Below are 23,800 nucleotides of genomic sequence, written 5' to 3' on the forward strand. Positions count from 1 at the left end.
AGGGCATCGTATTCACCATGAAAACCGACCGTTCGCCGCGCCGGACTCCCCGTCGGCCGGAGCGCGCCAGCCAGACGCAGAGGAGGGACCCGTGAGCGCCCTCGCACTGTCTGTGCTGCTTTCGCTCGTGTCCGCCGTCGCCTACGCCGGTGGCGCGATCGTGCAGGAACGGGTCGCCGCGGCGACGCCGGATCAGTCGTACGCTCCCATGCGCCGGCCCGCCTGGTGGGCCGCGGTGGGTCTCATCGGCCTCGGTGGTCTGCTGCACGTTGTGGCCCTCGCCTTCGGCCCTCTGAGTCTGGTGCAGCCGCTGGGCGCGCTGACCATAGTGTTCGCGCTTCCCATGGCGGCTCTCTTCGTTCGCCGCAAGGCCGGTGCGACAGCCTGGCGGGGCGCCATCATGGCGACGGTCGGCCTGGCCGGACTGCTGTCGCTGGTCGGCACGGCCGATTCGCAGTCCCTGGACAACTCCCAGCAGCTGGCGGTGGCGCTGGCCACCGGCGGCGCGGTGGTGGGCCTGATGATGGCGGCCCGCGCGGCACACCGGCACCCGGCGGTGCGCAGTGTGCTGCTGGCGATCGCCTCCGGTGTCGCGTTCGGTATGTCGTCGGTGTTCACGAAGACGGTCGCGGTGGACTGGACGGGCGGCTTCACGCTCGGCCAGCTGCCCGCCCTGGCGGTGATCGGCGTCCTGGCCACGGCCGGCATGCTGCTCTCGCAGGCCTCCTACCGGGGCGCGGGACTAGCGGCGCCGCTGGCCACACTGACGGTGGTGAACCCTGTGGTGGCGGCCGCGGTCGGCATCACGATGTTCGGCGAGACCTTCCGTTACGGCTCGACGGGCACCGCCCTCGCGCTGGGCTGCGGTGTCATCGCGGCGGGCGGCCTCATCCTCCTGACGTCGGAGCGGATCAGCAGCACGGAGCGTACGGAGCCGGTTCCGGCCGAGCCCGCCATGGTGCCCGGGGCTCCGGCCCACGCTGTGGCCCTGCTGCCCAAGCAGCGGACCGCCGAGGTGGCAGGGCTGGTCGCCGCGGCGGCGGCGCCGGTACGGGAAGCGGCCGGGGCGGTGCGGGAAGAGGTGCCGCTCGCGCCCGCCGCGGTCGTCGTGCCGACCCCGGTGGCCGTGCGGGAGGCGGCCGGCCTGGCACGCACCGGGTCCAATGGGCCGCCGCCGAGCGACGATAGGCGGGACGGCACGGACGAACCGGCCCGGCACCAAGGCCCGTACTACGAGGGCCTCTACATCCCGCTGCTCCCGATGCCGCTGGTGGCCGGCTCCCGCCTCAAAACCTGATATCAGGCGTACGCGTCGGAAGCTGTCAGAGGCTGACGCCACCCTTGCGCAGATAAGCGACCGGATCGATGTCGCTGCCGAATTCGGGCCCCGTCCGCACCTCGAAGTGCAGATGCGGGCCCGAGCTGTTGCCCGTGGAGCCGGAGCGGCCGATGCGCTGCCCGCTCACCACTTTCTGCCCGTCCTTCACAGAGATCGCCGACAGATGGGCGTACTGGGTGTAGCGGCCGTCGGCGTGCTTGATGACCACCTGGTAGCCGAAGGATCCGCCCCACCCCGAGGTCACCACCTCGCCCACGGCGACCGACTTGACCGAGGTGCCGGTGGGCACCGGGAAGTCGACACCCGTGTGATAGCCCTTCGACCAGGAGGAACCCGTCGCGCGGTACGGCGTTCCGGCGCCGGCCTCCACCGGGGCGGTGATGGTACGCGCCGACTCACCGGGCTTGCTCTCGGCCTGCTCTTCCTTCTTCTCGGGCTTCTCGGGAGCGGTCGGGTTGGACACCGGCGCAGGGGAGGCGGGCTTGTCCGGGGCCTTGGTGCGCAGGCTCAGCCGCTGGCCGGGGACGATCAGGTTCGGGTCGGCTCCGATGGCCTTGCGGTTGGTGTCGTACAACTGCCGCCAGCCGCCCTGGACTTCACGCGACCCTGCGATGCCGGACAGCGTGTCGCCGCGAACGACGGTGTACATCTCGGCGGTGCCCGCCTGGGACTGGGGCGTGGTCTGCGGCTGTACGTCGCGGACGGTGCGCTGGGGTTTGCGGTCGGTGCCCGAAGGGTTGATGTCGGGGGTGTCGCCGCCACGGGTGAGGCCCGCGCGCACGGAGCACACCGGCCAGGCGCCGGGGCCCTGGCCATCGAGGACCTTCTCGGCGATGGCGATCTGCTGGTCCTTGGTGGCGAGATCGGCACGTGCGGCGTAGGCCGTGCCGCCGAAGGCCTCCCAGGTGGACTGGCTGAACTGCAGCCCGCCGTAATAGCCGTTGCCGGTGTTGATGTCCCACTTGTTGCTGGACTCGCAGGCGGCGACCTTGTTCCAGGTGTCCACGTCGGCCGCGTCGGCAACCCCGGTGGCTATGAGGGGCATCGCCATTCCGGCGCCGCCCGCCGTGACCGTCAGCGAGGCGCGGTTGATCCTGTTCGGCTGATACCGGCGGTGCCGGCCCCGTACGGCCATGGAGTAAGCCCCCTCGACATGCGTCAGCGGGGGCAAAAGTAAACGCCGCGAACAGGCCATGACAAGGCGGCAATCAGCCGCTCTGTCCCGCCAAGTGACCGGTAATGCACTGTTGTTGCGGATCGGCTGAGGCAGAAAGGCACGCCATGCGTACACATCGTCGGCAAGTCAGGATGGTCAGTGGGGCGATACTGACGAGCACCACCGTTTTCAGGACCTTTTAGGAGCCAACCGTATGAGCACTTCAGCGCAGATCGGCGTGACGGGTCTCGCGGTCATGGGGCGCAATCTCGCCCGTAACTTCGCGCGCAACGGGTACACGGTCGCCCTGCACAACCGGACGTCGTCGCGCACGCACGCGCTGGTCGAGGAGTTCGGCAACGAGGGGAACTTCATCGCGGCCGAGACCGCCAAGGAGTTCGTGGCCGCCCTGGAGCGCCCGCGCCGACTGGTGATCATGGTGAAGGCCGGCGACCCGACCGACGCGGTGATCCAGGAGTTCGCCCCGCTTCTGGAGCCCGGCGACATGATCATCGACGGGGGCAACGCTCACTTCGCGGACACCCGGCGCCGGGAGCGCGACTTGCGCGAGCAGGGCATCCACTTCGTCGGCATGGGCGTCTCCGGCGGCGAGGAAGGCGCTCTGAACGGACCGAGCATCATGCCGGGCGGCCCGAAGGAGTCGTACGACTCGCTGGGCCCGATGCTGGAGAAGATCTCGGCCAAGGCGGCCGACGGTTCGCCCTGTGTCTCCCATGTCGGTCCGGACGGTGCCGGTCACTTCGTGAAGATGGTGCACAACGGCATCGAGTACGCGGACATGCAGCTGATCGGTGAGGCGTACCAGTTGCTGCGCGATGTGGCGGGCTACTCCCCCGCGCAGATCGCGGACATCTTCCGCACCTGGAACACCGGACGCCTTGACTCCTATCTGATCGAGATCACTGCCGAGGTGCTGTCCCACGTGGACGCGGCCACGGGCAAGCCCTTCGTGGACGTGGTCCAGGACCAGGCCGAGCAGAAGGGCACGGGGCGCTGGACCGTGCAGATCGCACTGGATCTGGGTGTGCCGGTGTCGGGCATCGCGGAGGCGGTCTTCGCCCGGTCGCTTTCGGGCCACACGGAGCTGCGGGAGGCCTCGCGCGGGCTCGCCGGGCCGAAGGCCACGCCGCTCGGCGAGTCGGAGGCGGCGGCCTTCGCCGACCAGGTGGAACAGGCGTTGTACGCCTCGAAGATCGTGTCGTACACGCAGGGCTTCCACAAGATCGCGGCGGGCAGCGCGGAGTACGACTGGAACGTCGATCTGGGTGCCGTGTCCTCGCTCTGGCGCGGTGGGTGCATTATTCGCGCGGCGTTCCTGGATCGGATTCGGGCCGCGTACGACACCCGGCCGGACCTGCCGAGCCTGCTCTCCGACGCGACCTTCGCCCAGGAGATCGGGGCGGCTCAGGACGACTGGCGGGCGGTCCTCGCCACGGCCGTCCAGCAGGGCGTTCCCACGCCGGGCTTCGCCGCGGCTCTCACGTATTACGACGCTCTGCGTGCGGAGCGGTTGCCTGCGGCGCTTACGCAGGGGCAGCGGGACTTCTTTGGGGCGCACACGTATCGGCGTGTGGACCGGGAAGGGTCGTTCCACACCCTGTGGGGTGGGGATCGGACTGAGGTGGCCGGCTAAGAGCTCGGGGGTAATGGAGTGGGGCGACTGCGGGTTCGTTGTGGCTTGTCGCGCCCACGCGGCAGAGCCGCAAATCGATACAGCCCCGCGCCCCTATGGGGCACGCCCCTGCTGAACCGGAGCTGACATGGTGGCCCGGTGCGGGAGTTCCGCACCGGGCCACGTGTTGTTCGCCCTCTACGGCTGCAGCGGCCCCGGCTTCGGCAGTGGTTCGGGGCCGGGAGGCTCCGGGACCGGGGACGGGCTGGGGTCTGGTACCGGGTGGGGCTTGGGGTTGGGGACCGGGTCCGGCAGGGGTTCCGGGCGGTCGGGGCCCGGGCCCGGAGGAGGGCCCGGGCGGTTGGGGTCAGGGTTCGGGTGGGTCATCGTGTCCTCCAGCCATGTGGAACGTCGGCCCTGGACTTGTCCCACGCGTACCCGTGCGCCGGACGCGCACTCACCCCGTCGCGGGACGCACGGGGCCCGGATGGACGGTCAGACGGTGACCGCGGGCACGGCCTGCGGGCTGCGCTCCTGGTCCGAGCCCGGCACCGGCTCGGAGGGGTCCGCACCGAGGACCACGATCCGGTTGCCGGCGTCGACGTGCACGACCCGGGGGCGCAGGGCGCGGGCCTCGGCGTCAGAGACCTGGGCGTAGCTGATGATGATCACCAGGTCGCCGGGGTGCACCAGGTGGGCTGCCGCACCGTTGATGCCGATCACGCCGGAGCCGCGCTCGCCCTCGATGACGTACGTCTCCAGGCGGGCGCCGTTGGTGATGTCGACGATGTGGACCAGCTCGCCGGGCAGCAGGTCGGCGGCGTCGAGCAGGTCGGCGTCGATGGTCACGGACCCGACGTAGTGCAGGTCGGCTTGGGTCACCGTGGCACGGTGGATCTTGGACTTGAACATGGTACGCAACATTGAGCGCTCCCAGAATTCGGCTCCCTGCCTGCAAATGCAGGTCAAGGGCTATTTCTTCTCGGACCAGGGTACGGAACGGCTTCGTGGGCCACACCGAGATCCTCACCACAGCGCACCGGGCCGAGTAAGCCGCTGACGGCCCGCGCTACGCCGTCAGCGCTGCCACCCGCCGCATCACGTCATGGCAGAACGCCCCGACCCCGTCCGGGTCGTCGATGAACTGGTTCGGCTTGATGCAGAAGGTCGTGAAGCCCCGTTCCAGTTGTTCCGGGATCGACGCCAGGGCCGCACCGAGATCCGCCGTGGAGCGGTCGTCGGGGAAGACGGCCTGCGTGCCGCCGATCATCTCCAGGTCGGTGACGTCCCGGCCGGCCGCCGCCATGGCTTCCTTGAGCAGCTGCATGTCCTGCGGCGTGGGCCTGCCCAGTGGGTGGAAGCCGTGGCCGTACCGGACGAGCCTGCGCAGGACGGGGCCGTGCAGGCGCTGTCCGCCGAACCACAGTCGCGGGCCCTCGGGTCTGTACGCCTTGGGCTCGAAGTAGACGTCCCGGAACGGGTAGTGCTCGCTGTCGTGCGAGATCGGGGACGGGCCCCACGCCTTGGCCCAGACGTCCAGGTGCTCGTCGAGCAGCCGCCCCCGCCTGCCGAAGGGGACTCCCAGGGCGTCGTACTCGTCCCGGCTCCAGCTGACCGTGGGCTGCACCAGCAGCCGCCCCTCACTGATCAGGTCGAGGGTGCCCAACTCCCGCGCCATGAGCAGCGGATGGCGCAGCGGAGCGAGGACGGCCGCGGCGGCCAGACGCAGATGTTCGGTCACGGAGGCGATGGCGGCGAGCAGGAGCAGCGAGTTGGGCCAGGGGGTGTACGGGTCCTGGTTGCCCGGGAGGGCGTAGTCGCGCGGGTTGCCCATGATGCCGTCGGCACCCGCGTCGGGGCCGAGCACGACGTGTTCGCTGACCATCACCGAGTCAAAGCCCGCGTCCTCGGCCTCGCGGGCCCACCGGACCGCCTTGGGCAGGTCGGCGCGACCACCGGTCAGGGTCCAGTTCTCGCTGAGGACGAGCAGCATGCGGGGTGTGGTGGTCATCCGGGTTCCCTCTCCACGAAGTACTCGACGTCCTCGGGCGCGGGCCGCACCACACCGTCACGCACGGCGAGCGCCGTTGCCTCGGCGCGGGAGCTGCAGCCGGTCTTGCGCAGCAGGTGCTCGATGTGGCTGTGCACCGTGCGTGGTGACAGGAACAGGGCCTGCGCGATGGCCTGGTTGGTCTGGCCCCGGGCGGCTCGCGTGAGGACTTCGAGTTCGCGCGGGCTCAGGCCGTACGGCAGCTCGGCGCGCTCCTCGTACACCAGGACCGCCTCGCGTGCCGCCGGACCCGCCGTGCACCGTTGCAGCACCACCCGGCACCATCCGGACCCGACCGGCCACAGCGCCCGCAGCCGCTGCCCTCGCGAGAGGGTGAACGCCTCCGTGAGCCGCCGGAAGTCCTCGTCGTCCAGTGCCCTGGCGGGCGCCCGGCCCGGCAGGCCGATGACGCCGTCGGGGGTGACGAGGTTCGCCGCCGCCCCCGCCGGGAGTTCGTGGAAGCCACCGGCGTGTGCGGTGGGGTCGGCGAGGGCGCCCAGTGCGGGCAGGATCGAGGCGAGTAGTTGTCGCGCCTCGGTGTCGTAGACGTCCGCGCCTTCTGCGGAGAGGTGGATCAGGCCGACGAGGCGCCCTTGGTGACGCAGCGCCCCGGTCAGCCCGTCACGAAAGCCGGCGGGGCGGATCCGCTCGGCGTAGAACCAGCCGTGCCTGAAGCGCGTTCCGGGATCGTCGGCGTCCTCGGAAATGGAGCGCGGCAGCTCCTGTCGTACGACGTTGGCGTACCACGGGGTCGAGACGAACTCGGCGGCCAGGGCCTGCGAGGCCGCTGCGGAGTAACCGACACCGGCGATCTGCAGGTGCGCCCCGGAGACGGGGTCGATGCCGAGCAGGGACGCTGCGTCGAAGGGGAGGGCGCGGCCGAGTTCCTGCAGTGCCTGGGCGCAGGCCGTGGTGGTGTCGCGCTCGCGCGTGAGCATGCCGATGCGCGTCGCGGCGGCGATCTGCTGGTGGCCGAGCATGCGAGCCTCCCGACGGCTCTTGTCGCTACGGAGATTGTTCGGACCGATTGCTTGAACCGATTGCCCAGACCGATGCCCAGACCCGATTCCGATTGCCTGGACCGATTGTTTGGGCCCTAACGATAAGTCGCTCCAGGGCGCCGGACAAGCCGTTTACCATTCCGCAACCGGGCCCCCTGGTCGGCGCCCAGGCGCTCGAAGAGTCGGTATTTGTACGGATGGTCAGGCACGTGCTCCGGGGCTTTCCTGTTCGGCACAGCCGGACGCCCGCCGTGACGGGCCCGTTCACCTGGGAGAGCCTCGCCATGACCAGATTCCCGCAGGCCGTGTCCACGGCCTCACGCCGGCAGTTCCTCGCATGGTCCGGCGGCATCACGGCGGCCACCGCACTGACCGCCACGGGATGTTCGGCACCGGACGACGGCGCCGGCTCGACCGCCGCGGCCGCCGGCTCGTCGCCGGGGGCGAAGACCCTCACCAAGATCGGCCTGGACTATCCGTTCACCCAGCTCCCCCTGTACTCGACGCTGGTGAAACTCTCCACCAAAGCCGCGAAGCAGCACGGCATCACCCTGCTCACCACGAGCGACGCGAGCAGCGCCGACACTCAGGCCACCAATCTGAGCGCCTGGGTCTCGCAGAAGGTCCCGGCCATCGTGTCGTTCCCGATGGTCTTCGAGGCCACCGAGGCCACCGCCAAGCGGGCGCTGGACGCCGGGCTGATCTGGGTGACGTACGGCGGAACACTGCAACACCAGAGTGCGGACATCCAGTTCAGCTTCCTCAAGGGCGGCACTCTGCTCGGGGAGGCCGCCGCGCAGTGGGCCAACGAGCGGCTCGGCGGCAAGGGCAAGATCGCGTTCCTCACCGACGGCACGATCCAGCTGGGCCGCGAGCGCACCAAGGGCATGATCGACGCCTTCACCCAGAACGCGCCCGGTGTCGACGTGGTCGCGAAGGAGCAGGCCATCGACCCGGACACCGGGCTCTCGAAGACCCGGGCCATCCTCGCCAAGCACCCCGACCTCAACATCGTCCTCGGGGTCACGGACGCCGCCGCGTACGGCGGCTTCAAGGCCCTCCAGCAAACGGGGCGGGCAAAGGCCGACGCGAAGACCTTCGTCGGCGGGCAGGACGGCTCCGCTCCTTCCCTCCTCGCCATCAAGCAGGGCACGTTCTACCGGGCCTCGGCCGCGCTGGCGCCGCAGGACATCGCTGACGCCATCGTCGACGTGCCGCGGGCTGTCGCCGCCGGAAAGGCGAACCCCAGCGCCCAGTTGCCGATCTCGCTCGTCCAGCACGCCGACACCGCGCGGATCGACGACCTGCTCGCGCAGAACTCCTAGGCGGCCGGTGTGACGGGCATGGCAGGCATGACAGGACAGGCATGGCAGGCATGACGGAACCGAATCTCCGCATCCGCGGACTCAGCAAGTCCTTCGGCGGGGTCCGGGCGTTGGACGACGTGGACCTCACCGTCCCGGCGGGCCAGGTGCACGCCCTCCTCGGCCACAACGGCGCCGGCAAGTCCACCCTGATCAAGTGCCTAGGCGGGGCCTTCCCGCCGGACGCGGGCACGATCGAGGTGGGTGGCAGCAGCCACACACGGCTGAGCCCGCGCGAGTCGATCGCCGCCGGAGTGGCGATCATCTTCCAGACGCTCAGCGTCGTCGACTCCCTGACGGTGGCCGAGAACATCTTCCTCGGCCAGGAGTGGACCAAGTACGGCCGGATCGACCGCCGGGCCCAGGAGGACGTCGCGGCCGGACTGCTCCAGCGGGTGGCGGCGAACTGCTCCCCTCGCGACCGGGTGGGCGAACTACCCATGGGACAACGGCAGTTGGTGGAGATCGCCAAGGCGCTCAGCCGCAGCGCCTCGGTCCTCGTCCTGGACGAGCCCACCGCCGCCCTGTCCGGGGCCGAGAGCGACGCGCTGGCCGAGCGGGTGGAGGACCTGCGCACCCAGGGGCTGGCCATCGTGTACGTCACTCATCTGCTGGCCGAGGTGGAGCGGCTTGCGGACGCCGTGACGGTGCTGCGGGACGGGCGTGTGACGCATCAGGCGGAGGTGTCGGGGCGGAGCCGGCAGGAGTTGGTCGACGCGATCGTCGGCCCGGCGTCTCCTCTCTCGCCTGGCCCGACAGCAGGCGCCCCGACGGACTCCGGCGCGCCTCGCCCGCCCCGCCTCACGGTGGACGGCCTGCGGGGCCCCGGGTTCGGTCCCGTCGACGTGGACGTGGCCGAGGGCGAGATCGTCGGCCTGTTCGGACTCATCGGTTCCGGTCGTACGCGCGTCCTGGAGACGCTCTTCGGCAGGCGCCGCGCATCGGGTGGGACGGTGCGCGTCAAAGACCGTGCCGTCGAAGCCACCAGGCCTGCCGACGCACTGGCCGCGGGGATCGCCCTCGTACCGGCGGACCGACGCAGACAGGGCCTGTTCCCGGTGCTGAGCGCGCAGGACAACGCGCTGCTGCCGGCGATCCGTCCGCTCGCCCGGCGCGGCGTACGGGCACTGCGCGCCGAGCGGCGGATCTTCGGCGCGCTGTGCGACGCCGTGGGGCTGCGTCCGGCGCGGCCGGGCCTGCCGGCGGCCGCCTTTTCCGGCGGGAACCAGCAGAAGCTCGTCCTCGGCCGCTGGATCAACGAGGCGCACGACGTCGACGTCCTGCTCCTCGACGAGCCCACCCAAGGCGTCGACGTGGGCGCCCGGCAGGAGATCTACCAGGTCGTCTCCTCGCTCGCCGGGCAGCGCGGCACCGCCGTGCTGTTCGCCTCCAGTGATCCGGAGGAGGTCGTCGCGCTCGCCCACCGCTGCCTGATCGTCTCCGGCGGCCGGATCGTCGGCGAGCTCAGCGGCGCCGAACTCACCGAGGCCGCGCTCCTGTCGGCCGTCCACGACCCCGACCCCGCGACCTCGAGAGGAGCGGCATGACCACCGCGACCACCTCCCCCGCCGACCGCCTCGTCACGGGCCCGCGCGCCCTGGCCGGCAGCGGACTCGACGCCGTGCGGCGACATCCGCTGATCGTCGTCCTCGTCCTGATGGTGCTGCTGTTCCAGCTGACGACCGGAAGCTTCCTCGACGGGGGCAACCTGCGCGGGATCGCCACCGACGCGGCCACCCTCACCCTCGTGGCCGTGCCTCTGGCGCTGCTGGTCATCAGCGGTTACCTCGATCTGTCGGTCGGCTCCACTGTCGCTCTGGGCGGGCTGGTCGCCGGCTGGCTCGCCGGGCCGCAACACCAGTCACCGGTCGTCGCCGTGCTCGGCGCACTCGCCGTGGGTGCGGCGGTGGGCGCAGTGAACGGCGTCCTGTGCTGCTATCTGGGGCTCTCCTCGTTCATCGTGACGCTGGGCATGCTGGCCGCGGTGCGCGGCCTCGCGCAGCAGCTCTTCCCGCTGCCGCTGAGCAGCTTCGGCTCGGGGTTCGCCTGGCTCGGCGGGGCGCGTGTCGCCGGGATCGACGCGCCGGTCTTCATCGCGCTCCTGGTGCTTGTGGCGGGTGCGCTGTTCTTGGCGCTCACGCCGGCCGGGCGGCACGTCTTCGCCATCGGCGTCAACCGGGAGGCCGCCTATCTCTCCGGCATCAGCGTCCGCCGTACGCCCTTCGCACTGTTCGTCGTGACCGCGGTCGCGGCGGCGCTGGCCGGCGCGATCAAGGCGTCCGTACTGGACAGTGCGGTCGCCGGAACCTCGGGGGCCGGCTTCGAGCTGACCGTGCTCACCGCGGTCCTGCTCGGCGGAGTCGCACTCACCGGCGGCTCGGGGTCCGTCTTCGGAGTGCTGCTCGGCGTACTGTTCCTGGGCTGTCTGCAGAACGGGCTGACGCTGCTGAACGTGCCGACGTTCTGGCAGCAGATGGCCCAGGGCGTCGCCCTGGTGGCGGGCGCGGCGCTCGCCTACTTCGGTCCGCGGCTGACGCGGTGACCCGTCCTACGACCCTCCCGTCCCAGAGACGTTACGACCTTCACGTCCCAGAGAGGTTCCGCGTGAGCGACAGCGCCCCCACCCTCATCCTGACCGGCGGCCAGGTCCTGACCGTCGACGACGGCTTCACCGTGGCCGAAGGCGTGGCCGTGCGCGGCCGGACCATCGTTGCCGTCGCCACCGACGCCGAGATCCGCGCCCTGGCCGGGCCCGGCACGCGCGTCGTCGAACTGGGCGGCCGGACCGTACTGCCCGGAATCAACGACTCCCACCTGCACGGGGCCGCGTACGGCATGACCAAGCCGCCCTTCGCCATCGCCGTCGGCCATCCGGCGGTGGCGTCGATCGCCGACATCGCCGCCGCCGTGCGGAGTGAGGTGCAGGCCTCCCGGCCCGGCGAGTGGATCATCGGCCTCGGCTGGGACCCCGGCTACCTGGCGGAGTGTCTCGCCGACCCCCGTCGCTTCCCGCACCGCCGGGATCTCGACATCGTGGCGCCGGACAACCCGGTCTGCCTGACCGACTTCTCCGCGCACATGGTGTGGGTCAACAGCGCGGCCCTGCGCCAGTGCGGCATCGACGCGTCGAGTGTGCCCCCGTCGGGCGGCGTCATCGACCTCGACCCGGACGGCGAGCCCGCCGGCATCCTGCGCGAGGCCGCCCAGGGGCTCGTCCAGGCCGCGCTCCCCTCCCCCACCGTCGCCCAGCGCCGCCAGGCCATCCGGAACGTGATCGCCGAACTCCACTCGCGCGGCATCACCAGCTACACCGAGCCCGGCCTCGGCCCCGGCGGCGCCACGACCCTCTTCGGCGGGCTGAGCACCGACAACTGGACCGCATACGCCGACCTCGCGGCCACCGGCGGCCTCGAGGCCCGGGTCAGCGTCCTGCTGCTGCCCGCGCCGATGGGCGGCTCTGCGGACGACGTACGCAAGGGCCTGGCCGAACTGCGGCGCCCGGAGTCGGCCGACCCGCGGCTCCTGCGCGCCATCGGCGTCAAGATCTTCGCCGACGGAGTACCGCCGAACCGTACGGCCTGGATGAACGAGCCGTACGCCGACGGCGGCCACGGCGCGCTGTGCGTGCACGGCGACACTCCCGCGCTCCAGGTCGACGAGCTGCGCGAGATGATCCGGATCGCCCACGAGGCGGGCTTCCAGCTGGGCGTGCACGTCACCGGAGACCGGGCCATCGACACGGTCGTGGACGCGTTCGTCGCGGCCGACGAGGCGGCACCCCGGCCCGACGCCCGGCACTACGTCATCCACGGTGACTTCATCGGCGCCGGCAGCCTCGCGAAGCTCGCCGCACACGGTTACGGCATCAACATGAACCCGGCCATCAAGTGGACCATCTCCGACCTGATGGACGAGGTGGTGGGTGCCGAACGCTCCGCCTACCAGTGGCCCGTGAGGTCCGCCGTCGAGGCCGGCGTCGCGGTCTGCGCCAGCTCCGACGCGCCGATCACGGAGCCCGACTGGCGGCAGGGAGTGGCCGCGATGATGCTGCGGGAGTCGAAGGCGAGCGGCCGGCGCAGCGGCCCGGAACAGTGTGTGGACCTCGCCGAGGCCCTGCGTGCGTACACGGTCACTGCGGCCCGTCAGGACTTCGCTGAGGAGTGGAAGGGGTCCATCGAAGTCGGCAAGGTCGCGGATCTGTGCGTACTGGATCGTCCACTGCTGGAACTGGACCCCCACGAAATCACGGACGCGGAGGTGGACTTGACGGTGTTCGACGGACGCGTCGTCCACGAGCGCTGAGCGCCACGCGGTTGTGACACCCAGAAGAGTGTCCGAGGGCGCACATCGCCCTCGGACACTCTCTTCGTACAATTTGAGGCCGAACGGTCAATACACAACGAGGGAGCGCCCGTGCCCGGCCAGCGATCCATCACCGAAGCCGAGAAGCTCGCCGCGGCGAAACTCGGCGGCATCCCGATCCGCCGGGACCAGATGGCGGCCGTGGCCAACATCTACCGGGCCGCCTCGGCGGTGCGCCAGCACCTGGAGAACTCCGTGCTGCGCGGCTCCGATCTGACCTGGACGGCTTTCGTGGTGCTGTGGGTCGTGTGGGTGTGGGGCGAGTCGGAGACCCGGCATGTGGCCGAGGAGGCCGGCATCTCCAAGGGGACGCTCACCGGGGTGTCGCGCACGCTGGAATCGCGCGGGCTGCTCAGCAGGGCGGGGCACCCCTCGGACGGGAGGCTGGTCCTGCTGAGCCTCACCGATGAGGGTGAGCGGCTGATGCGGCGGCTGTTCCCGCAGTTCAACGAGGAGGAGGCGTTCGTCACTGGGCAGTTGACGGATGAGGAGTGCCGGAGTCTGGCCGAGGACCTGCGGCGCGTTGTGCTGCAGGTCGAGGAGAACGGCGAGGAGCGCCGCCAGTCGCTGCTGAACGGGGCAGAGCCCGCGCCTCGCCGCAGCGGGCGGCGCCCGAAGGGCTGAGAGCCCTTCGCTGTGAGCGTCAGCGGGCCGCTCGCACAAGCCCCGCGAAGAGACCGTGCTGGGCGGCGTCCTCGTGCGCGGTGTCCTCGGGGTGCCACTGGACGGCGGTGAACCAACCGCGTGCTCCGGGGAGTTCGAGGCCTTCCGGGGTGCCGTCGGCTGCCCGTGCGGTGACCTCCAGGCCCTCTCCGAGTCGGTCCACTCGCTGGTGGTGGTAGCAGGAGGCTTCGGCCTTCTCCGCTCCGGTGGCCTGTTCCAGCAGCGTGCCGCGCCGGATCGCCACCGGATGAACGAGGTGCCGGTGTTCGCGCTGCGGGCCGCCCATGTCCTGTTCCAGGGTGCCGCCCAGGGCGACGTTGACGACCTGCATGCCTCGGCAGACCGCCAGCAGTGGCAGGCCCGACTCCAGCGCCCGCCGGGCGACTTGGAGGTCGAAGGTGTCCTGGAGGTCGTCGACGTCGTAGACGCTGTCGTGTGTGTCGGTGGCGCCGTACCGGTGCGGGGCGAGGTCGCCGCCGCCGGGGAGCAGGACCCCGTCGAAGCGGGCGAGGCGGGCCGTCACATCGGTGTCGGCGGGGTGCAGGCTCACCGGTTCACCGCCTGCCCGCCATACGGACTCGATCAGGGCGCGGGCATTGACCTCGGCGGCGTGGCGCAGGGCGGAGGTGGTGGCGGCGAATCGGGCGGGGATCGCGATGAGGGGGCGGGCCGGACTGGAGGTCACAGCTGGATCCAGGTGGTCTTGAGTTCGGTGTACTTCTCGATGGCGTGGACGGACTTGTCCCGGCCGTTGCCCGACTGCTTCATACCGCCGAAGGGGACGGTCAGGTCGCCCTCCTCGTAGCAGTTGACCCAGACCGTGCCGGCCTTCAGCGCCCGCGAGACCCGGTGGGCGGTGGACAGATCGGAGGTCCACAGGCCGGCGGCGAGGCCGTACTCGGTGGCGTTGGCGAGCCGTACCGCCTCGTCCAGGTCGTCGAAGGCGAGCACGGACAGGACGGGCCCGAAGATCTCCTCGCGGGCCAGCCGCATGCCGGACTCCACCCGGTCGAAGACGGTCGGTTCGAGGTACGTGCCTCCCGTGCCGGTGAGGATGCGCCGGCCGCCGGCGCGCAGCCGGGCGCCTTCGTCCAGACCGGTGCCGATGTGGTCTCGTACGCGGCTCAGGTGGGCCTCGCCGACCAGGGCGCCCATCTCGGTGGCCGGGTCGAGGGGGTCGCCGACGCGCAGTTGCCGGGCGCGCGCCACGACGGCCTCGACGACGCGTTCGGCGATCGAGGAGTGCACCAGCAACCGGGAGGGGGCGGTGCACATCTCGCCCTGGTTGAAGAAGATGCCCCAGGCGGCGGTCGCGGCGGCCTTCTCCAGGTCGGGGGCGTCGGGAAGGATGATGTTGGGCGACTTGCCGCCCAGTTCCAGCCAGACGCGCTTGAGGTTGGAGTCGGCCGCGTAGCGCAGGAAGTGGCGGCCGACGGCGGTGGAGCCGGTGAAGGCGAGGACGTCCACGTCCGGGTGCAGACCGAGGGCCCGGCCGGCGACCGGGCCGTTGCCGTTGACGACGTTGAGCACACCCGGCGGCAGCCCGGCCTCGGTGGCGAGCCGGCCCAGGAGGAGGGCGGACAGCGGCGAGTTCTCGGATGGCTTGAGTACGACCGTGCACCCCGCGGCCAGCGCCGGGGCGATCTTCCAACTCGCCAGGGTGAGCGGGAAGTTCCAGGGCACGACCGCGCCCACGACACCGGACGGTTCCCGGGTGATCAGTGCGAGGGCGTCCGGCGCGCTGTGGGGGGACTCGTCGGTGAGCTTGTCCGCCAGCTGCCCGTACCAGCGGAAGGTGTTGATGGCGGCGCGCAGTTCGATGTCGTACGCGTCCGTGATCGGCTTGCCCATCTCCAGGCTGACGGCGAGCGCGAGAGCCTCGCGCCGCTCCTCCAACAGATCGGCGATCCGCACAAGCACCCGGCCCCGCTCGGCCGGCGCCAGGCGCGGCCAGGGACCGGTGTCGAAAGCCCGGCGGGCGGCGGCCACGGCCGCATCCACCTCGGCGGCACCCCCGTCGGCGATCTCGGTCACCACTTGACCGTCCCGGGGGGAAACGGCCGCGAAGACCCCTCCCCCGCCGTCCTCGTCGGCGCCGTCGATGTGGTGGGCGCCGGACACCTCGAAGGTCTTGGCGCGGCGCAGCCACTCGTCGTGGGTGATGTCCGGCATACGTGGCCTCCAGCTCACGGCATGATTATTATTTGAACCCAAACGATATGGTTTCGGAAGTGACCGTCACAAGATCCCGCCGGTCGGCGAACGGCAGTGCACGGCAACGCCTGCGGGACTGCATGGACCCCGGCGAACTGCTCGCCCGGATCCTCGCCATGCAGTCGGCTGCTCGGGCGAGCGCCTGCCACGTGGCCGACGGTTTCCACGACCGGGTCGCCTGCGCGACGGGCTGAAGGGCGGCGCCCGTGCGGCCCGGTCCCGTCCTGGGCCGGGCCGCACAGACGGCGTACGTCACCGTGGCAGCCTCCTCGCCGTGCGTCAGCCGACGACCGCCGCCCTGCCGCGCGTCAACCGGGCCGCAACCACTCCCGCGACCAGGACGGCCGGGACGGCGAGCTGCAGCCAGATGGCGGTGCTCCGTTCGCCGCCGATGAGCGTGGGGAAGTTCTCGACGATCAGCCAGATCGCGCCGACGATGCCGAGTGCGCCCAGAGCCGGGGCGATCAGTGTGTTCCAGGGCCGGGTGTCCAGGCGTTCCCGGCGGAAGAAGGCGATCACGGAGACGGAGGTCAGGAGGTAGAGGACCATGAACCCCAGGACTGCCACTCCGCTGCCCCAGGAGAACAGGGTCAGGACCGGGTCCTTGTCGGCCAGCGCGAAGGGGATCACGAGCAGGACGGCGATGGCCGTCTGGACGGCGCCTGCCACGCCCGGGGAGTGGCGGCGGTTGATCGACGTCAACTTGCGGGGCAGCAGCCCGTCGCGGCTGAGGGAGAAAAGGTAGCGGCTGGCGGAGTTATGGAAGGCGAGGATGCCCGCGAAGAGCGAGGTGGCCAGCAGGATGGGCAGGACGTCGTTGACCCAGGGGCCGAACTGGTCGGCGATGGGTGCGAAGACGAAGGCCGTCGAGTCGCCGCTCTCCAGCGCTTTGCCGGCAGCCGCGGTCGCGTTCGAGGGGCCGTGGGCGGAGATCAGCATCCAGGAGGCGAAGGCGAAGAAGCCGGTGACGAGGGCGACGGCCAGATAGGTGGCCCGGGGTACCGTCCTGCGGGGCTCGCGCGCCTCCTCGCCGTAGATCGCGGTGGCCTCGAAACCGATCAATGAGGCGACGGAGAACATCAGCGCCACTCCCGGGGCACCGTCGAGCGCCGCAACCGGTGAGAAGGACTCACTGAAGGCGAGCCCCTCGGACCCACCGCCCTGGACGAAGGTGACGAGTGCGAAGGCGCTGAGGATGCTGAACTCCGCCAGGACGAAGACCGCCAGCACTTTGGCGCCCATCTCGATGCCCGCGGCTCCCAGGATCTGGACGATCACCATGGTGACCAGGGCGCACACCCACCAGGGCACGTCTGCACCCGTGTGGTGTGCCAGCAGGCCGCTCACGGTCGCTCCGTACAGGCCGTATATGGCGGCCTGGATCACACAGTAGGCAAGAAGAGCGACGCCGGCGCTGCCGGTGCCGACGTACCGGCCGAGGCCCTTGCCGATGTACGTGTAGAAGGCGCCGGCGTTCACCACGTGCCGGCCCATGGCCACGAAGCCGACCGAGAACAGCAGGGTGACCACCCCGGCCGCCACGTAGGTGGCAGGGGTGCCGGGGCCGTTGCCGAGAGCGACGGAGAGGGGGACGGCGCCCGCGACGCCGGTGAGGGGCGCCTGGGCGGACAGAACGAAGAAGAGGATGCCCAGGACGCCGAGGGAGTTGGGCTTGAGCCTGCCTGTGGTGGAGACGTCGGGCGCGGCCTGGTTGCTGACCGCTGTCTGACTGTCCACTCGGATCACCTGCCAGATAATGAGGAGGGTCGTTTCAGGCCAAACGAGTTGCCCCATGGTGGGCTGGAACTATCCGTTTGACAAGGGGGAGCTCCGGGATTTCCGCCGGAGTTGTCCTCAGCGCGTTTCTGAGCAGCGCAAACGAGGCCCAAATGCCCAGTCGGGACGGACCGCTGGACCTTGCCTAGCGGTCCACCGAGCCGGTGTCGCCTTCGGCTTCGGCTTCGGCTTCGAGGAGCCGGAGCAGGTGGCGCAGCTCCTCGACGGCCGCGTCGGTGGTCTCGGGCTCGCCGAAGACGAGCTGGTGCAGCACGATCCCGTCAAGGGCCGCGAAGACCAACCGGGTCAAGGGGTGGCCTGCGTCGTGGGGGAGGATCCGGGACAGCTCGCGCTTGGTGGCGTCGAAGTAGGCGTCGTACAGCGCGCGGATCTGCGGCAGCAGCTCCGGCCGCCGCCGTGACTCCAGCAGCAGCTCGTACTGGAACGCCTGTATGTCCGGATCCGCCGTGACCATCTCGGCGAGCCCGACCGAGAAGTCGGCGACCTTGCCGGTACCGGGTTCGAGCGCGCTGGTGCTCAGCGAGGTGCGGATCGCGTGGGCGAGCGCCTCCTCGATCAGCGCGTCGCGCGAGCCGAAGTGGTGGACGACCAGCCCGTGCGTGGTCCCCGCCTCCTGCGCGACGGCCCGGTAGGTGAGCTTGCGCAGCCCGCCCCGCGCCACGACCCGCACGGCGGCGTTGAGCAGGGCCTCCCGGCCCTCCCCGTAGTTCATGCGCCTGCGCGGCTCACGACCTTCGGGCTGCTCGGCGGACTCGGTCATGCCGTTGACCATACCCGGCCGTCCGTTCACCGCTTGGGCGGACGGATGCCACGGAACTCCCAGTCACCGCCGAGCGCCGTGGACAGCACCTCCTCGGACTCGGTGGGCTGCGCGCCGACATCGGTACGGACGGGCGTCGGACCGGTGACGACGTGGTTGGTGAGGCGGCCCAGCCCCTCGACCTCCACCTCGACCACGTCACCCGGCTGTACGGGGCGGGAGTTGGCGGGGGTGCCGGACAGCAGCACGTCACCGGGGTGGAGGGTGATGGTGCGGGCGATGTCGGCGACGAGGTAGTGCATGTCCCACTTCATCTCGTCGGTCGAACCGTCCTGGACGACCTCGCCGTTGACGTACGTGCGCAGCCGCTTGCCGTGGAAGTCCCAGTCGGTGACGAGCCCCGGGCCGAGTGGGCAGAGAGTGTCGGAGCCCTTCACCCGGAGCATGGAGCCGGCGTCGGTGTCGCGGAAGTCGTGCAGGCCGTAGTCGTTGGCGACGGTGTAGCCCGCGATGTGCTCACCCGCCTCGGCCGGGGAGATGTTCCGCGCGGTCTTCCCGATGACGATGGCGACCTCGCCCTCGTAGTTGAGCCACTTGCAGCCCTCGGGGCGGACGACGGCGCCCTGGTGGGAGTTGAGGGCGGAGGTCGGCTTGTGGAAGTAGGTGGGCGTGTCGGGGAGTTGGATCCGGAACTCGTCGACGCGGCTGCGGTGGTTGAGGTGGACGGCGATCACCTTGGAGGGGACGACCGGGGGCAGATGCCGGGCGTCGTCGGTCTTCACACGGCGGCCGTCCCCGGCGACGAGTTCGTCCCCGTCGACGGTGACCTGGACGGCGGCGCCGTCGAGCAGGATGCGGCGGTATTCGGGCATGGCGATTCTCCTGGTCAGGATTGAGCGGCGGGGGTGGGCAGGCCGTTTCCGGTCCAGCCGTCGGCAGGGCGGTCGAACCACAGGTGGACCTGGCCGGTGCCGACGGAGTTCTCGTACTCGCCGTACTGGCGGGCCTTCGCGACGCACGCCTGCTCGCCGAGCGCGCCGGCCATCATCAGGTAGTGGAAGAACTTCGCCTCCGGCTTGAACTTCCAGAATTCGTCCATGCGGTCGAGGACCTTGTCGTGGCGGCCCTCCTTGAACCAGGCGATGCGTTCGTAGTCGGCCTCGCGGGCCTCCGGCGTGCGGATGTGCACAGGGTCGCTGGCCTCGTGGTCGCGGATCTCGCGCAGCGGCCAGAAGGTGTGCGACAGCGCGCCCGAGGCGATGAGCAGGACCCGCCGCCCGGGGGTGGCGGCGATGCCGTCCGCGAGCGCACGCCCGAGGCGCAGGTGGTCCTCCATGTCGCCGGTCTGGCAGACACCGATGGTCACCCACCGCTTGTCCTCAAGCCCCTCGCCGAGGAACTTCCACAGGTTGATGGTGGCGTAGTAGACCGGCAGGTACTCGTCGTCGATCGCGGTGATCCAGGTGCCGTGCTTGTCGGCGAACTTCTCGACGTTGCGGGCGAGTTCGGGATCGCCGGGGAAGTCGTACGGCATCCGGCACATGCCGCGCGGCAGTTCCTCGGACGTGAACAGGCCCGCGCGCCGCTGCTGGGCGGCGATGACGAACTCGACGGTGGTGGCCCAGTGGGAGTCGAGGACGACGACGGTGTCGTACTCGTTGGCGGCATCGCTCTCGAAGACGTCCCTGCGGAGCTGTTGGAGCCCGGTGACGAGGGTGATCTCCTTGCCCTCGTTCAGCTGCAGCCGGTCGGACTCCGGGAGCACGATGGTGGGCACGTGGGCGAGAAGTCCCGCCCCGACGATCTCACCCATGGTTCTTCCATCCGTTCGGGGCGGTCACGGTGTTCTTCAGGTCGCAGTAGAAGTCGAAGCTCCAGGTGCCGCCCTCACGACCGACACCGGAGAGGCGGGACCCGCCGAAGGGTGCCTGGAGGTCACGTACGAAGAAGCAGTTGACCCAGACCGTCCCCGCCACCAGCTGGGCGCTGACGCGTTCGGCGCGCTCCTGGTCGCCGGTGGCGAGGGTTGCGGCGAGCCCGAAGCGGGTGCCGTTGGCGAGGTGGACGGCTTCTTCCTCGGTGGCGAAGGTCTGGAGGGTCAGTACCGGCCCGAAGACCTCCTTCTGGACGATCTCCGAGTCCTGGGCGACATCCGTGAGGAGCGTCGGCGCGTAGTACTGCCCCTCCTTGCGGTGCCCGCCGATGACGACGCGCGCGCCGGCCCCGACGGCCCGCTGCACGAATCCGTCGATCTTCTCCAACTGCCGTGGGTGGATGTTGGGGCCGATGTCGGTGGCTTCCTCCCGCGGGTCGCCCTGCTGCAAACGCGCCGCCTTCTCCACGAAACGGCGCGTGAACTCCTCGGCGACCGGCTGCTCGACGAGGATGCGGGTCGCGGCGAGGCAGACCTGCCCGGCGTTGTCGTACTGCTCGACCGCGAGGTCGACGGCGAGGTCCAGATCGGCGTCGGCGAATACCAACAGGGGTGATTTGCCACCGAGTTCGAGACTGAGCGGGGTGAGGTTCGGCGCGGCGGAGGCAGCGATTCGACGCGCCGTCGGCACCGACCCCGTGAAGCTGATCCGGCGCACGTCCGGGTGCGAGGTCAGGGTGTCGCCGATCTCGGCGCCGTACCCCTGGACGACGTTGAGGACACCGGCGGGGAGCCCGGCCTGGGCGGCGATGTCGGCGAGCAGCGAGGCGGTCAGCGGGGACCACTCGGCCGGTTTGAGGATCACGGTGTTGCCGGCCGCCAGGGCAGGGGCGACTTTCCAAGTGGCCAGCATCAGCGGCGCGTTCCACGGAGTGATCAGTACGGAGGGGCCCGCCGGGTCCCAGCTCACGTGGTTCGTGTGGTCCCGGGTCTCGAAGTCCTCATGGTCCAGCTTCAGTAGCCAGTCCGCGAAGAAACGGAAGTTGTGGGCGACGCGCGGCATGACGCCCCGCCGGTGGGAGCGGAGGAGGGCGCCGTTGTCTGTGGTCTCGACGATGGCCAGCTCTTCGATCCGCTTCTCGACGCCGTCGGCGACGGCGTGCATGATGCGGGCGCGTTCGGCGCGGGGGGTTGCGGCCCAGGCGGGGAAGGCGGCCTTGGCGGCGGCCACGGCGGCGGCGGCCTCCGCAGGGGTGCCGCGGCTGATCTCGCCGAGGACGCTTCCGTCGATCGGAGAGAGATCGGTGAAGGTGTCGGCGGAGGCGACGCGTTGGCCGCCGATCCATTGCCGGGTGTCGACGGTGACTCCGGCGACGGTGATGTGGTCAGGCATGACTAGGGCTCCATCTGTACGAGGAGTTGGGGTTGCGCTCTCAAGGGGCGCGGGGCGGTATCGACATGCGGCTCCGCCGCGATGGGGGTCCCCCCGCTCGAGCGAAGCCGAGAGTGGGGGAGCGACCAGCCACGAACGACCCGCAGCCAGCCATCGACCTCACTCGGCAGACGCTCCCGACGTACCGGACTCCAGCAGTCGACCGCCATCCCAAACCACCCCAACCTGCCGATAGTACGCAGCAATCGGCTCCCGAACCTCCAGCCGCGCAAGCTCCTCCGTGGGCGCCTCGAACAACTCCAACTCCGCGTCACCGACCCAGGGCTGTCCGCCCTCAAAAGACGCCGCCCCCGACTCGATCAGCTCATCCAGAGCGAGCCCCTTGCCCTTCTCAATGGACGGCAGCCACCGGTGATGCGCCATGGGATGCCCATTGACGAACCCGTTCGTCCCCGATGGCTCCCGCAGCGTGACCACGGCCTGGGCCAACCGCCGGTCCGCCGCAGCCAACGTCGCCCCGAACCGCGCCCCCGCCTCGATCCGCGGAGCGGGCCCATACAGATGAGGCCGCGTCTGATGGATGGACCCGAGCTTCTTCGGATAGCCCTGGTGCAGCCCCCGGGCGATAGCGAAGTCCTTGTCGACCCAGATGTACACACAGCGCGAGTACGTCTGTCCCCGGAACTTGCAGCGCACGACCGCGAAGGCCTCCTTGTACTGGGAGAGCACCGGATCCAGCAGCTCGTCCCCGGACTCCGAGCAGGACTGCCAGTCGGCCCAGATCAGCGCTACCGCACCCGGGTCGTCGTCGGCCAACTCCAGCGGCTCGGGCAGCAGTTCACGCACCCGTGAGGGATCTGTGCGGTACTCGACGGTCAACAGATCACCGGAGTAACGCCACGGCGGCGACGGAATCAGCGACGAGGCACCACTCGCCGTCTTGGGATGGAAGTAACCACGGAGACTGGCCACTTGGAACTCCTTACGCGGTGAGGGCGGGCTGTTTGAGCAGGTGGGCGCGATACTTGGCGGCACGCATCGCGGCCGCTTGGCCGCCGAGCGCGACAACGCCGACGAGTCGGTCGTCGACGTGGTAACCGACGAGGACGTCACCGTCCGGCTCGCCGTCCAGCACTCGCACGTCGTCGAGGCCAAGACCGGGCGCCCCGAACGACTGGAGCCGGAAGTCGTGCTGGTCGCTCCAGAAGGTGGGCAGCGGCGCGAAGGGCGCCAACTCCGTGTTCCCACCGGCCAGATGAGCGGCCAGCGTCTTCGCGGCATGCTTGGCGGTGTCGGTGGGGATCGACCAGTGCTCGACACGGCGCGGTACGCCGTCGTAGCGGGCGTTGGGGAAGCGGGCGACGTCGCCGACCGCGACCACCTCCGGATGTCCGCCGGCCCGCAGGTGCTCGTCGGTGAGCACACCGTCGGCCAGGTCGAGCCCGTTGCCCTGAAGCCACTCGGTGTTGGCCACCGAGCCGACCGACTCCACGACCACGTCGGCGGGCAGCGTGGAGCCGTCGGCGAGTACGACACCGTTCACACGGTCGTCACCCTCGAACCCGGCGACTCCCGTACCGAGGGCGAAGCGCACCCCTCGCTCCTCGTGCCGCTTCAGCAGCGCGCGGGCCAGTAGTTCGCCCAGTGGGCCCACCATGGGCAGGGGCAGCGGATCGACGACGGTCGCCTCGCGAACGCCGAGTCCTACGGCGGTGGCGGCGACCTCGCAGCCGATGAAGCCGGCGCCGACCACGACGACACGGGCGCCGGGCCGGGTCAGTTCCGCTCGCAGCCCCCGGGCGTCGGCGAGCGTACGGACCGTGTGGCGGCCGGCGAGCGGGCCGGGGCAGCGCAGCCGACGGGGCCGCATGCCGGTGGCGACGACCAGGCCGTCGTACGAGAGGGCCGATCCGTCGTCGAGTCCCACGGTCCGCTCGGCGAGGCGGGCCGCGACGACCTTTGTGCCGAGCCGCCACTCCACATCGGCCGCCGAGGCCTTCGGGGTGAAGGCCAGTGACTCGAACGGCGCCTTACCGGCCAGCACTTCTTTCGACAGCGGCGGTCGGTTGTAGGGCATGTGGGGTTCGTCCCCGACGACCGTGATCGCGCCGGCCCAGCCCACCGCACGTAGTTGCTCGGCGGCGCGCAGGCCGCCCATCGAGGCGCCGGCGACGACGATGCGTCGGGCCATGGTC

21 protein-coding genes are annotated in these 23,800 nt (G+C 70.5%); 8 read left to right on the forward strand and 13 right to left on the reverse strand.

All coding sequences use genetic code 11. The features are described from left to right. Positions 1–91 precede the first annotated feature (91 nt). Positions 92–1,297, forward strand: a complete 1,206-nt coding sequence (locus ABD357_RS44255) for a DMT family transporter (protein WP_344397545.1) — start codon at positions 92–94, stop codon at positions 1,295–1,297. A 25-nt stretch (positions 1,298–1,322) separates the two neighbouring features. On the opposite strand, the gene ABD357_RS44260 is transcribed toward ABD357_RS44255, so the two are convergent. Then, positions 1,323–2,474 carry a transglycosylase family protein gene (locus tag ABD357_RS44260; protein ID WP_344397547.1) on the reverse strand — a complete coding sequence of 384 codons (1,152 nt, stop codon included), beginning with the start codon at positions 2,472–2,474 and terminating at the stop codon, positions 1,323–1,325. Between the two features lie 235 nt (positions 2,475–2,709). On the opposite strand from ABD357_RS44260, the gene gndA reads away from it, so the two are divergent. After that, positions 2,710–4,149, forward strand: coding sequence for an NADP-dependent phosphogluconate dehydrogenase (gene gndA, locus ABD357_RS44265; protein WP_344397549.1), 1,440 nt, complete (start codon positions 2,710–2,712; stop codon positions 4,147–4,149). 474 nt (positions 4,150–4,623) lie between these two features. On the opposite strand, the gene panD is transcribed toward gndA, so the two are convergent. The 3 genes from panD to ABD357_RS44280 form a co-directional block, all read right to left on the reverse strand. Next, positions 4,624–5,052 (reverse strand): aspartate 1-decarboxylase, encoded by a 429-nt coding sequence (gene panD / locus ABD357_RS44270; protein ID WP_344397551.1) that lies wholly within the window; start codon positions 5,050–5,052, stop codon positions 4,624–4,626. A 145-nt stretch (positions 5,053–5,197) separates the two neighbouring features. After that, positions 5,198–6,139, reverse strand: coding sequence for a TIGR03619 family F420-dependent LLM class oxidoreductase (locus ABD357_RS44275; RefSeq protein ID WP_344397553.1), 942 nt, complete (start codon positions 6,137–6,139; stop codon positions 5,198–5,200). After that, complete coding sequence (locus tag ABD357_RS44280) at positions 6,136–7,158, reverse strand: helix-turn-helix transcriptional regulator (protein WP_344397555.1); 1,023 nt, start codon at positions 7,156–7,158, stop codon at positions 6,136–6,138. Before ABD357_RS44280 ends, ABD357_RS44275 begins: the two co-directional genes overlap by 4 nt. Positions 7,159–7,463: 305 nt before the next feature. Between ABD357_RS44280 and ABD357_RS44285 the strand changes: the two genes are divergently transcribed. From ABD357_RS44285 to ABD357_RS44305, 5 genes are all read left to right on the forward strand, one after another. Next, a complete protein-coding gene (locus ABD357_RS44285) occupies positions 7,464–8,504 on the forward strand; it encodes a sugar ABC transporter substrate-binding protein (RefSeq protein WP_344397557.1) in 1,041 nt (346 codons plus the stop codon). A gap of 50 nt (positions 8,505–8,554) precedes the next feature. Next, positions 8,555–10,090: a sugar ABC transporter ATP-binding protein gene (locus ABD357_RS44290; protein WP_344397559.1), complete on the forward strand. Its 1,536-nt coding sequence runs from the start codon at positions 8,555–8,557 to the stop codon at positions 10,088–10,090. Further along, on the forward strand, positions 10,087–11,085 hold the full coding sequence (locus ABD357_RS44295; RefSeq protein ID WP_344397561.1) for an ABC transporter permease: 999 nt from the start codon (positions 10,087–10,089) through the stop codon (positions 11,083–11,085). Before ABD357_RS44290 ends, ABD357_RS44295 begins: the two co-directional genes overlap by 4 nt. Positions 11,086–11,147: 62 nt before the next feature. After that, positions 11,148–12,845: an amidohydrolase gene (locus ABD357_RS44300; protein WP_344397563.1), complete on the forward strand. Its 1,698-nt coding sequence runs from the start codon at positions 11,148–11,150 to the stop codon at positions 12,843–12,845. A 111-nt stretch (positions 12,846–12,956) separates the two neighbouring features. Further along, on the forward strand, positions 12,957–13,529 hold the full coding sequence (locus tag ABD357_RS44305; RefSeq protein ID WP_344397565.1) for a MarR family winged helix-turn-helix transcriptional regulator: 573 nt from the start codon (positions 12,957–12,959) through the stop codon (positions 13,527–13,529). Positions 13,530–13,548: 19 nt separating this feature from the next. Here the strand turns inward: ABD357_RS44305 and ABD357_RS44310 are convergent, their stop codons facing one another. Continuing rightward, positions 13,549–14,253: a gamma-glutamyl-gamma-aminobutyrate hydrolase family protein gene (locus ABD357_RS44310; RefSeq protein ID WP_344397567.1), complete on the reverse strand. Its 705-nt coding sequence runs from the start codon at positions 14,251–14,253 to the stop codon at positions 13,549–13,551. After that, a complete protein-coding gene (locus tag ABD357_RS44315) occupies positions 14,250–15,740 on the reverse strand; it encodes an aldehyde dehydrogenase (protein WP_344397569.1) in 1,491 nt (496 codons plus the stop codon). The genes ABD357_RS44310 and ABD357_RS44315 overlap by 4 nt, the downstream gene beginning before the upstream one ends. Before the next feature lie 59 nt (positions 15,741–15,799). Between ABD357_RS44315 and ABD357_RS44320 the strand changes: the two genes are divergently transcribed. Beyond that, positions 15,800–15,976, forward strand: coding sequence for a hypothetical protein (locus tag ABD357_RS44320; protein ID WP_344397571.1), 177 nt, complete (start codon positions 15,800–15,802; stop codon positions 15,974–15,976). Positions 15,977–16,061: 85 nt separating this feature from the next. On the opposite strand, the gene ABD357_RS44325 is transcribed toward ABD357_RS44320, so the two are convergent. From ABD357_RS44325 to ABD357_RS44355, 7 genes are all read right to left on the reverse strand, one after another. Further along, positions 16,062–17,519 (reverse strand): APC family permease, encoded by a 1,458-nt coding sequence (locus ABD357_RS44325; RefSeq protein WP_344397573.1) that lies wholly within the window; start codon positions 17,517–17,519, stop codon positions 16,062–16,064. A 184-nt stretch (positions 17,520–17,703) separates the two neighbouring features. Next, positions 17,704–18,339, reverse strand: coding sequence for a TetR/AcrR family transcriptional regulator (locus ABD357_RS44330; RefSeq protein ID WP_344397575.1), 636 nt, complete (start codon positions 18,337–18,339; stop codon positions 17,704–17,706). A gap of 26 nt (positions 18,340–18,365) precedes the next feature. Beyond that, positions 18,366–19,211: a fumarylacetoacetate hydrolase family protein gene (locus ABD357_RS44335; protein WP_344397577.1), complete on the reverse strand. Its 846-nt coding sequence runs from the start codon at positions 19,209–19,211 to the stop codon at positions 18,366–18,368. 14 nt (positions 19,212–19,225) lie between these two features. Continuing rightward, positions 19,226–20,152: a 3,4-dihydroxyphenylacetate 2,3-dioxygenase gene (locus ABD357_RS44340; protein WP_344397579.1), complete on the reverse strand. Its 927-nt coding sequence runs from the start codon at positions 20,150–20,152 to the stop codon at positions 19,226–19,228. After that, on the reverse strand, positions 20,145–21,605 hold the full coding sequence (locus ABD357_RS44345; protein WP_344397581.1) for an aldehyde dehydrogenase: 1,461 nt from the start codon (positions 21,603–21,605) through the stop codon (positions 20,145–20,147). Before ABD357_RS44345 ends, ABD357_RS44340 begins: the two co-directional genes overlap by 8 nt. Before the next feature lie 159 nt (positions 21,606–21,764). Then, entirely contained in the window at positions 21,765–22,577 is an 813-nt protein-coding gene (locus ABD357_RS44350; protein WP_344397583.1) for an acetoacetate decarboxylase family protein, read from the reverse strand. A 10-nt stretch (positions 22,578–22,587) separates the two neighbouring features. Next, entirely contained in the window at positions 22,588–23,796 is a 1,209-nt protein-coding gene (locus ABD357_RS44355) for an NAD(P)/FAD-dependent oxidoreductase (RefSeq protein ID WP_344397585.1), read from the reverse strand. Between the last annotated feature and the right edge of the window lie 4 nt (positions 23,797–23,800).

Origin of the sequence: Streptomyces vastus, from assembly GCF_039532825.1 — a bacterium.
Taxonomy (GTDB): Bacteria; Actinomycetota; Actinomycetes; order Streptomycetales; family Streptomycetaceae; genus Streptomyces; species Streptomyces vastus.

What these genes read in the sequence shown, in the direction of transcription:
- ABD357_RS44345 (WP_344397581.1), bottom strand. Translation starts at nt 21,605, where the DNA reads ATGCCTGACCACATCACCGTCGCCGGAGTCACCGTCGACACCCGGCAA.
- ABD357_RS44260 (WP_344397547.1), bottom strand. Translation starts at nt 2,474, where the DNA reads ATGGCCGTACGGGGCCGGCACCGCCGGTATCAGCCGAACAGGATCAAC.
- ABD357_RS44315 (WP_344397569.1), bottom strand. Translation starts at nt 15,740, where the DNA reads ATGCCGGACATCACCCACGACGAGTGGCTGCGCCGCGCCAAGACCTTC.
- panD (WP_344397551.1), bottom strand. Translation starts at nt 5,052, where the DNA reads ATGTTGCGTACCATGTTCAAGTCCAAGATCCACCGTGCCACGGTGACC.
- gndA (WP_344397549.1), top strand. Translation starts at nt 2,710, where the DNA reads ATGAGCACTTCAGCGCAGATCGGCGTGACGGGTCTCGCGGTCATGGGG.
- ABD357_RS44330 (WP_344397575.1), bottom strand. Translation starts at nt 18,339, where the DNA reads ATGACCGAGTCCGCCGAGCAGCCCGAAGGTCGTGAGCCGCGCAGGCGC.
- ABD357_RS44355 (WP_344397585.1), bottom strand. Translation starts at nt 23,796, where the DNA reads ATGGCCCGACGCATCGTCGTCGCCGGCGCCTCGATGGGCGGCCTGCGC.
- ABD357_RS44295 (WP_344397561.1), top strand. Translation starts at nt 10,087, where the DNA reads ATGACCACCGCGACCACCTCCCCCGCCGACCGCCTCGTCACGGGCCCG.
- ABD357_RS44280 (WP_344397555.1), bottom strand. Translation starts at nt 7,158, where the DNA reads ATGCTCGGCCACCAGCAGATCGCCGCCGCGACGCGCATCGGCATGCTC.
- ABD357_RS44340 (WP_344397579.1), bottom strand. Translation starts at nt 20,152, where the DNA reads ATGGGTGAGATCGTCGGGGCGGGACTTCTCGCCCACGTGCCCACCATC.
- ABD357_RS44285 (WP_344397557.1), top strand. Translation starts at nt 7,464, where the DNA reads ATGACCAGATTCCCGCAGGCCGTGTCCACGGCCTCACGCCGGCAGTTC.
- ABD357_RS44335 (WP_344397577.1), bottom strand. Translation starts at nt 19,211, where the DNA reads ATGCCCGAATACCGCCGCATCCTGCTCGACGGCGCCGCCGTCCAGGTC.
- ABD357_RS44290 (WP_344397559.1), top strand. Translation starts at nt 8,555, where the DNA reads ATGACGGAACCGAATCTCCGCATCCGCGGACTCAGCAAGTCCTTCGGC.
- ABD357_RS44275 (WP_344397553.1), bottom strand. Translation starts at nt 6,139, where the DNA reads ATGACCACCACACCCCGCATGCTGCTCGTCCTCAGCGAGAACTGGACC.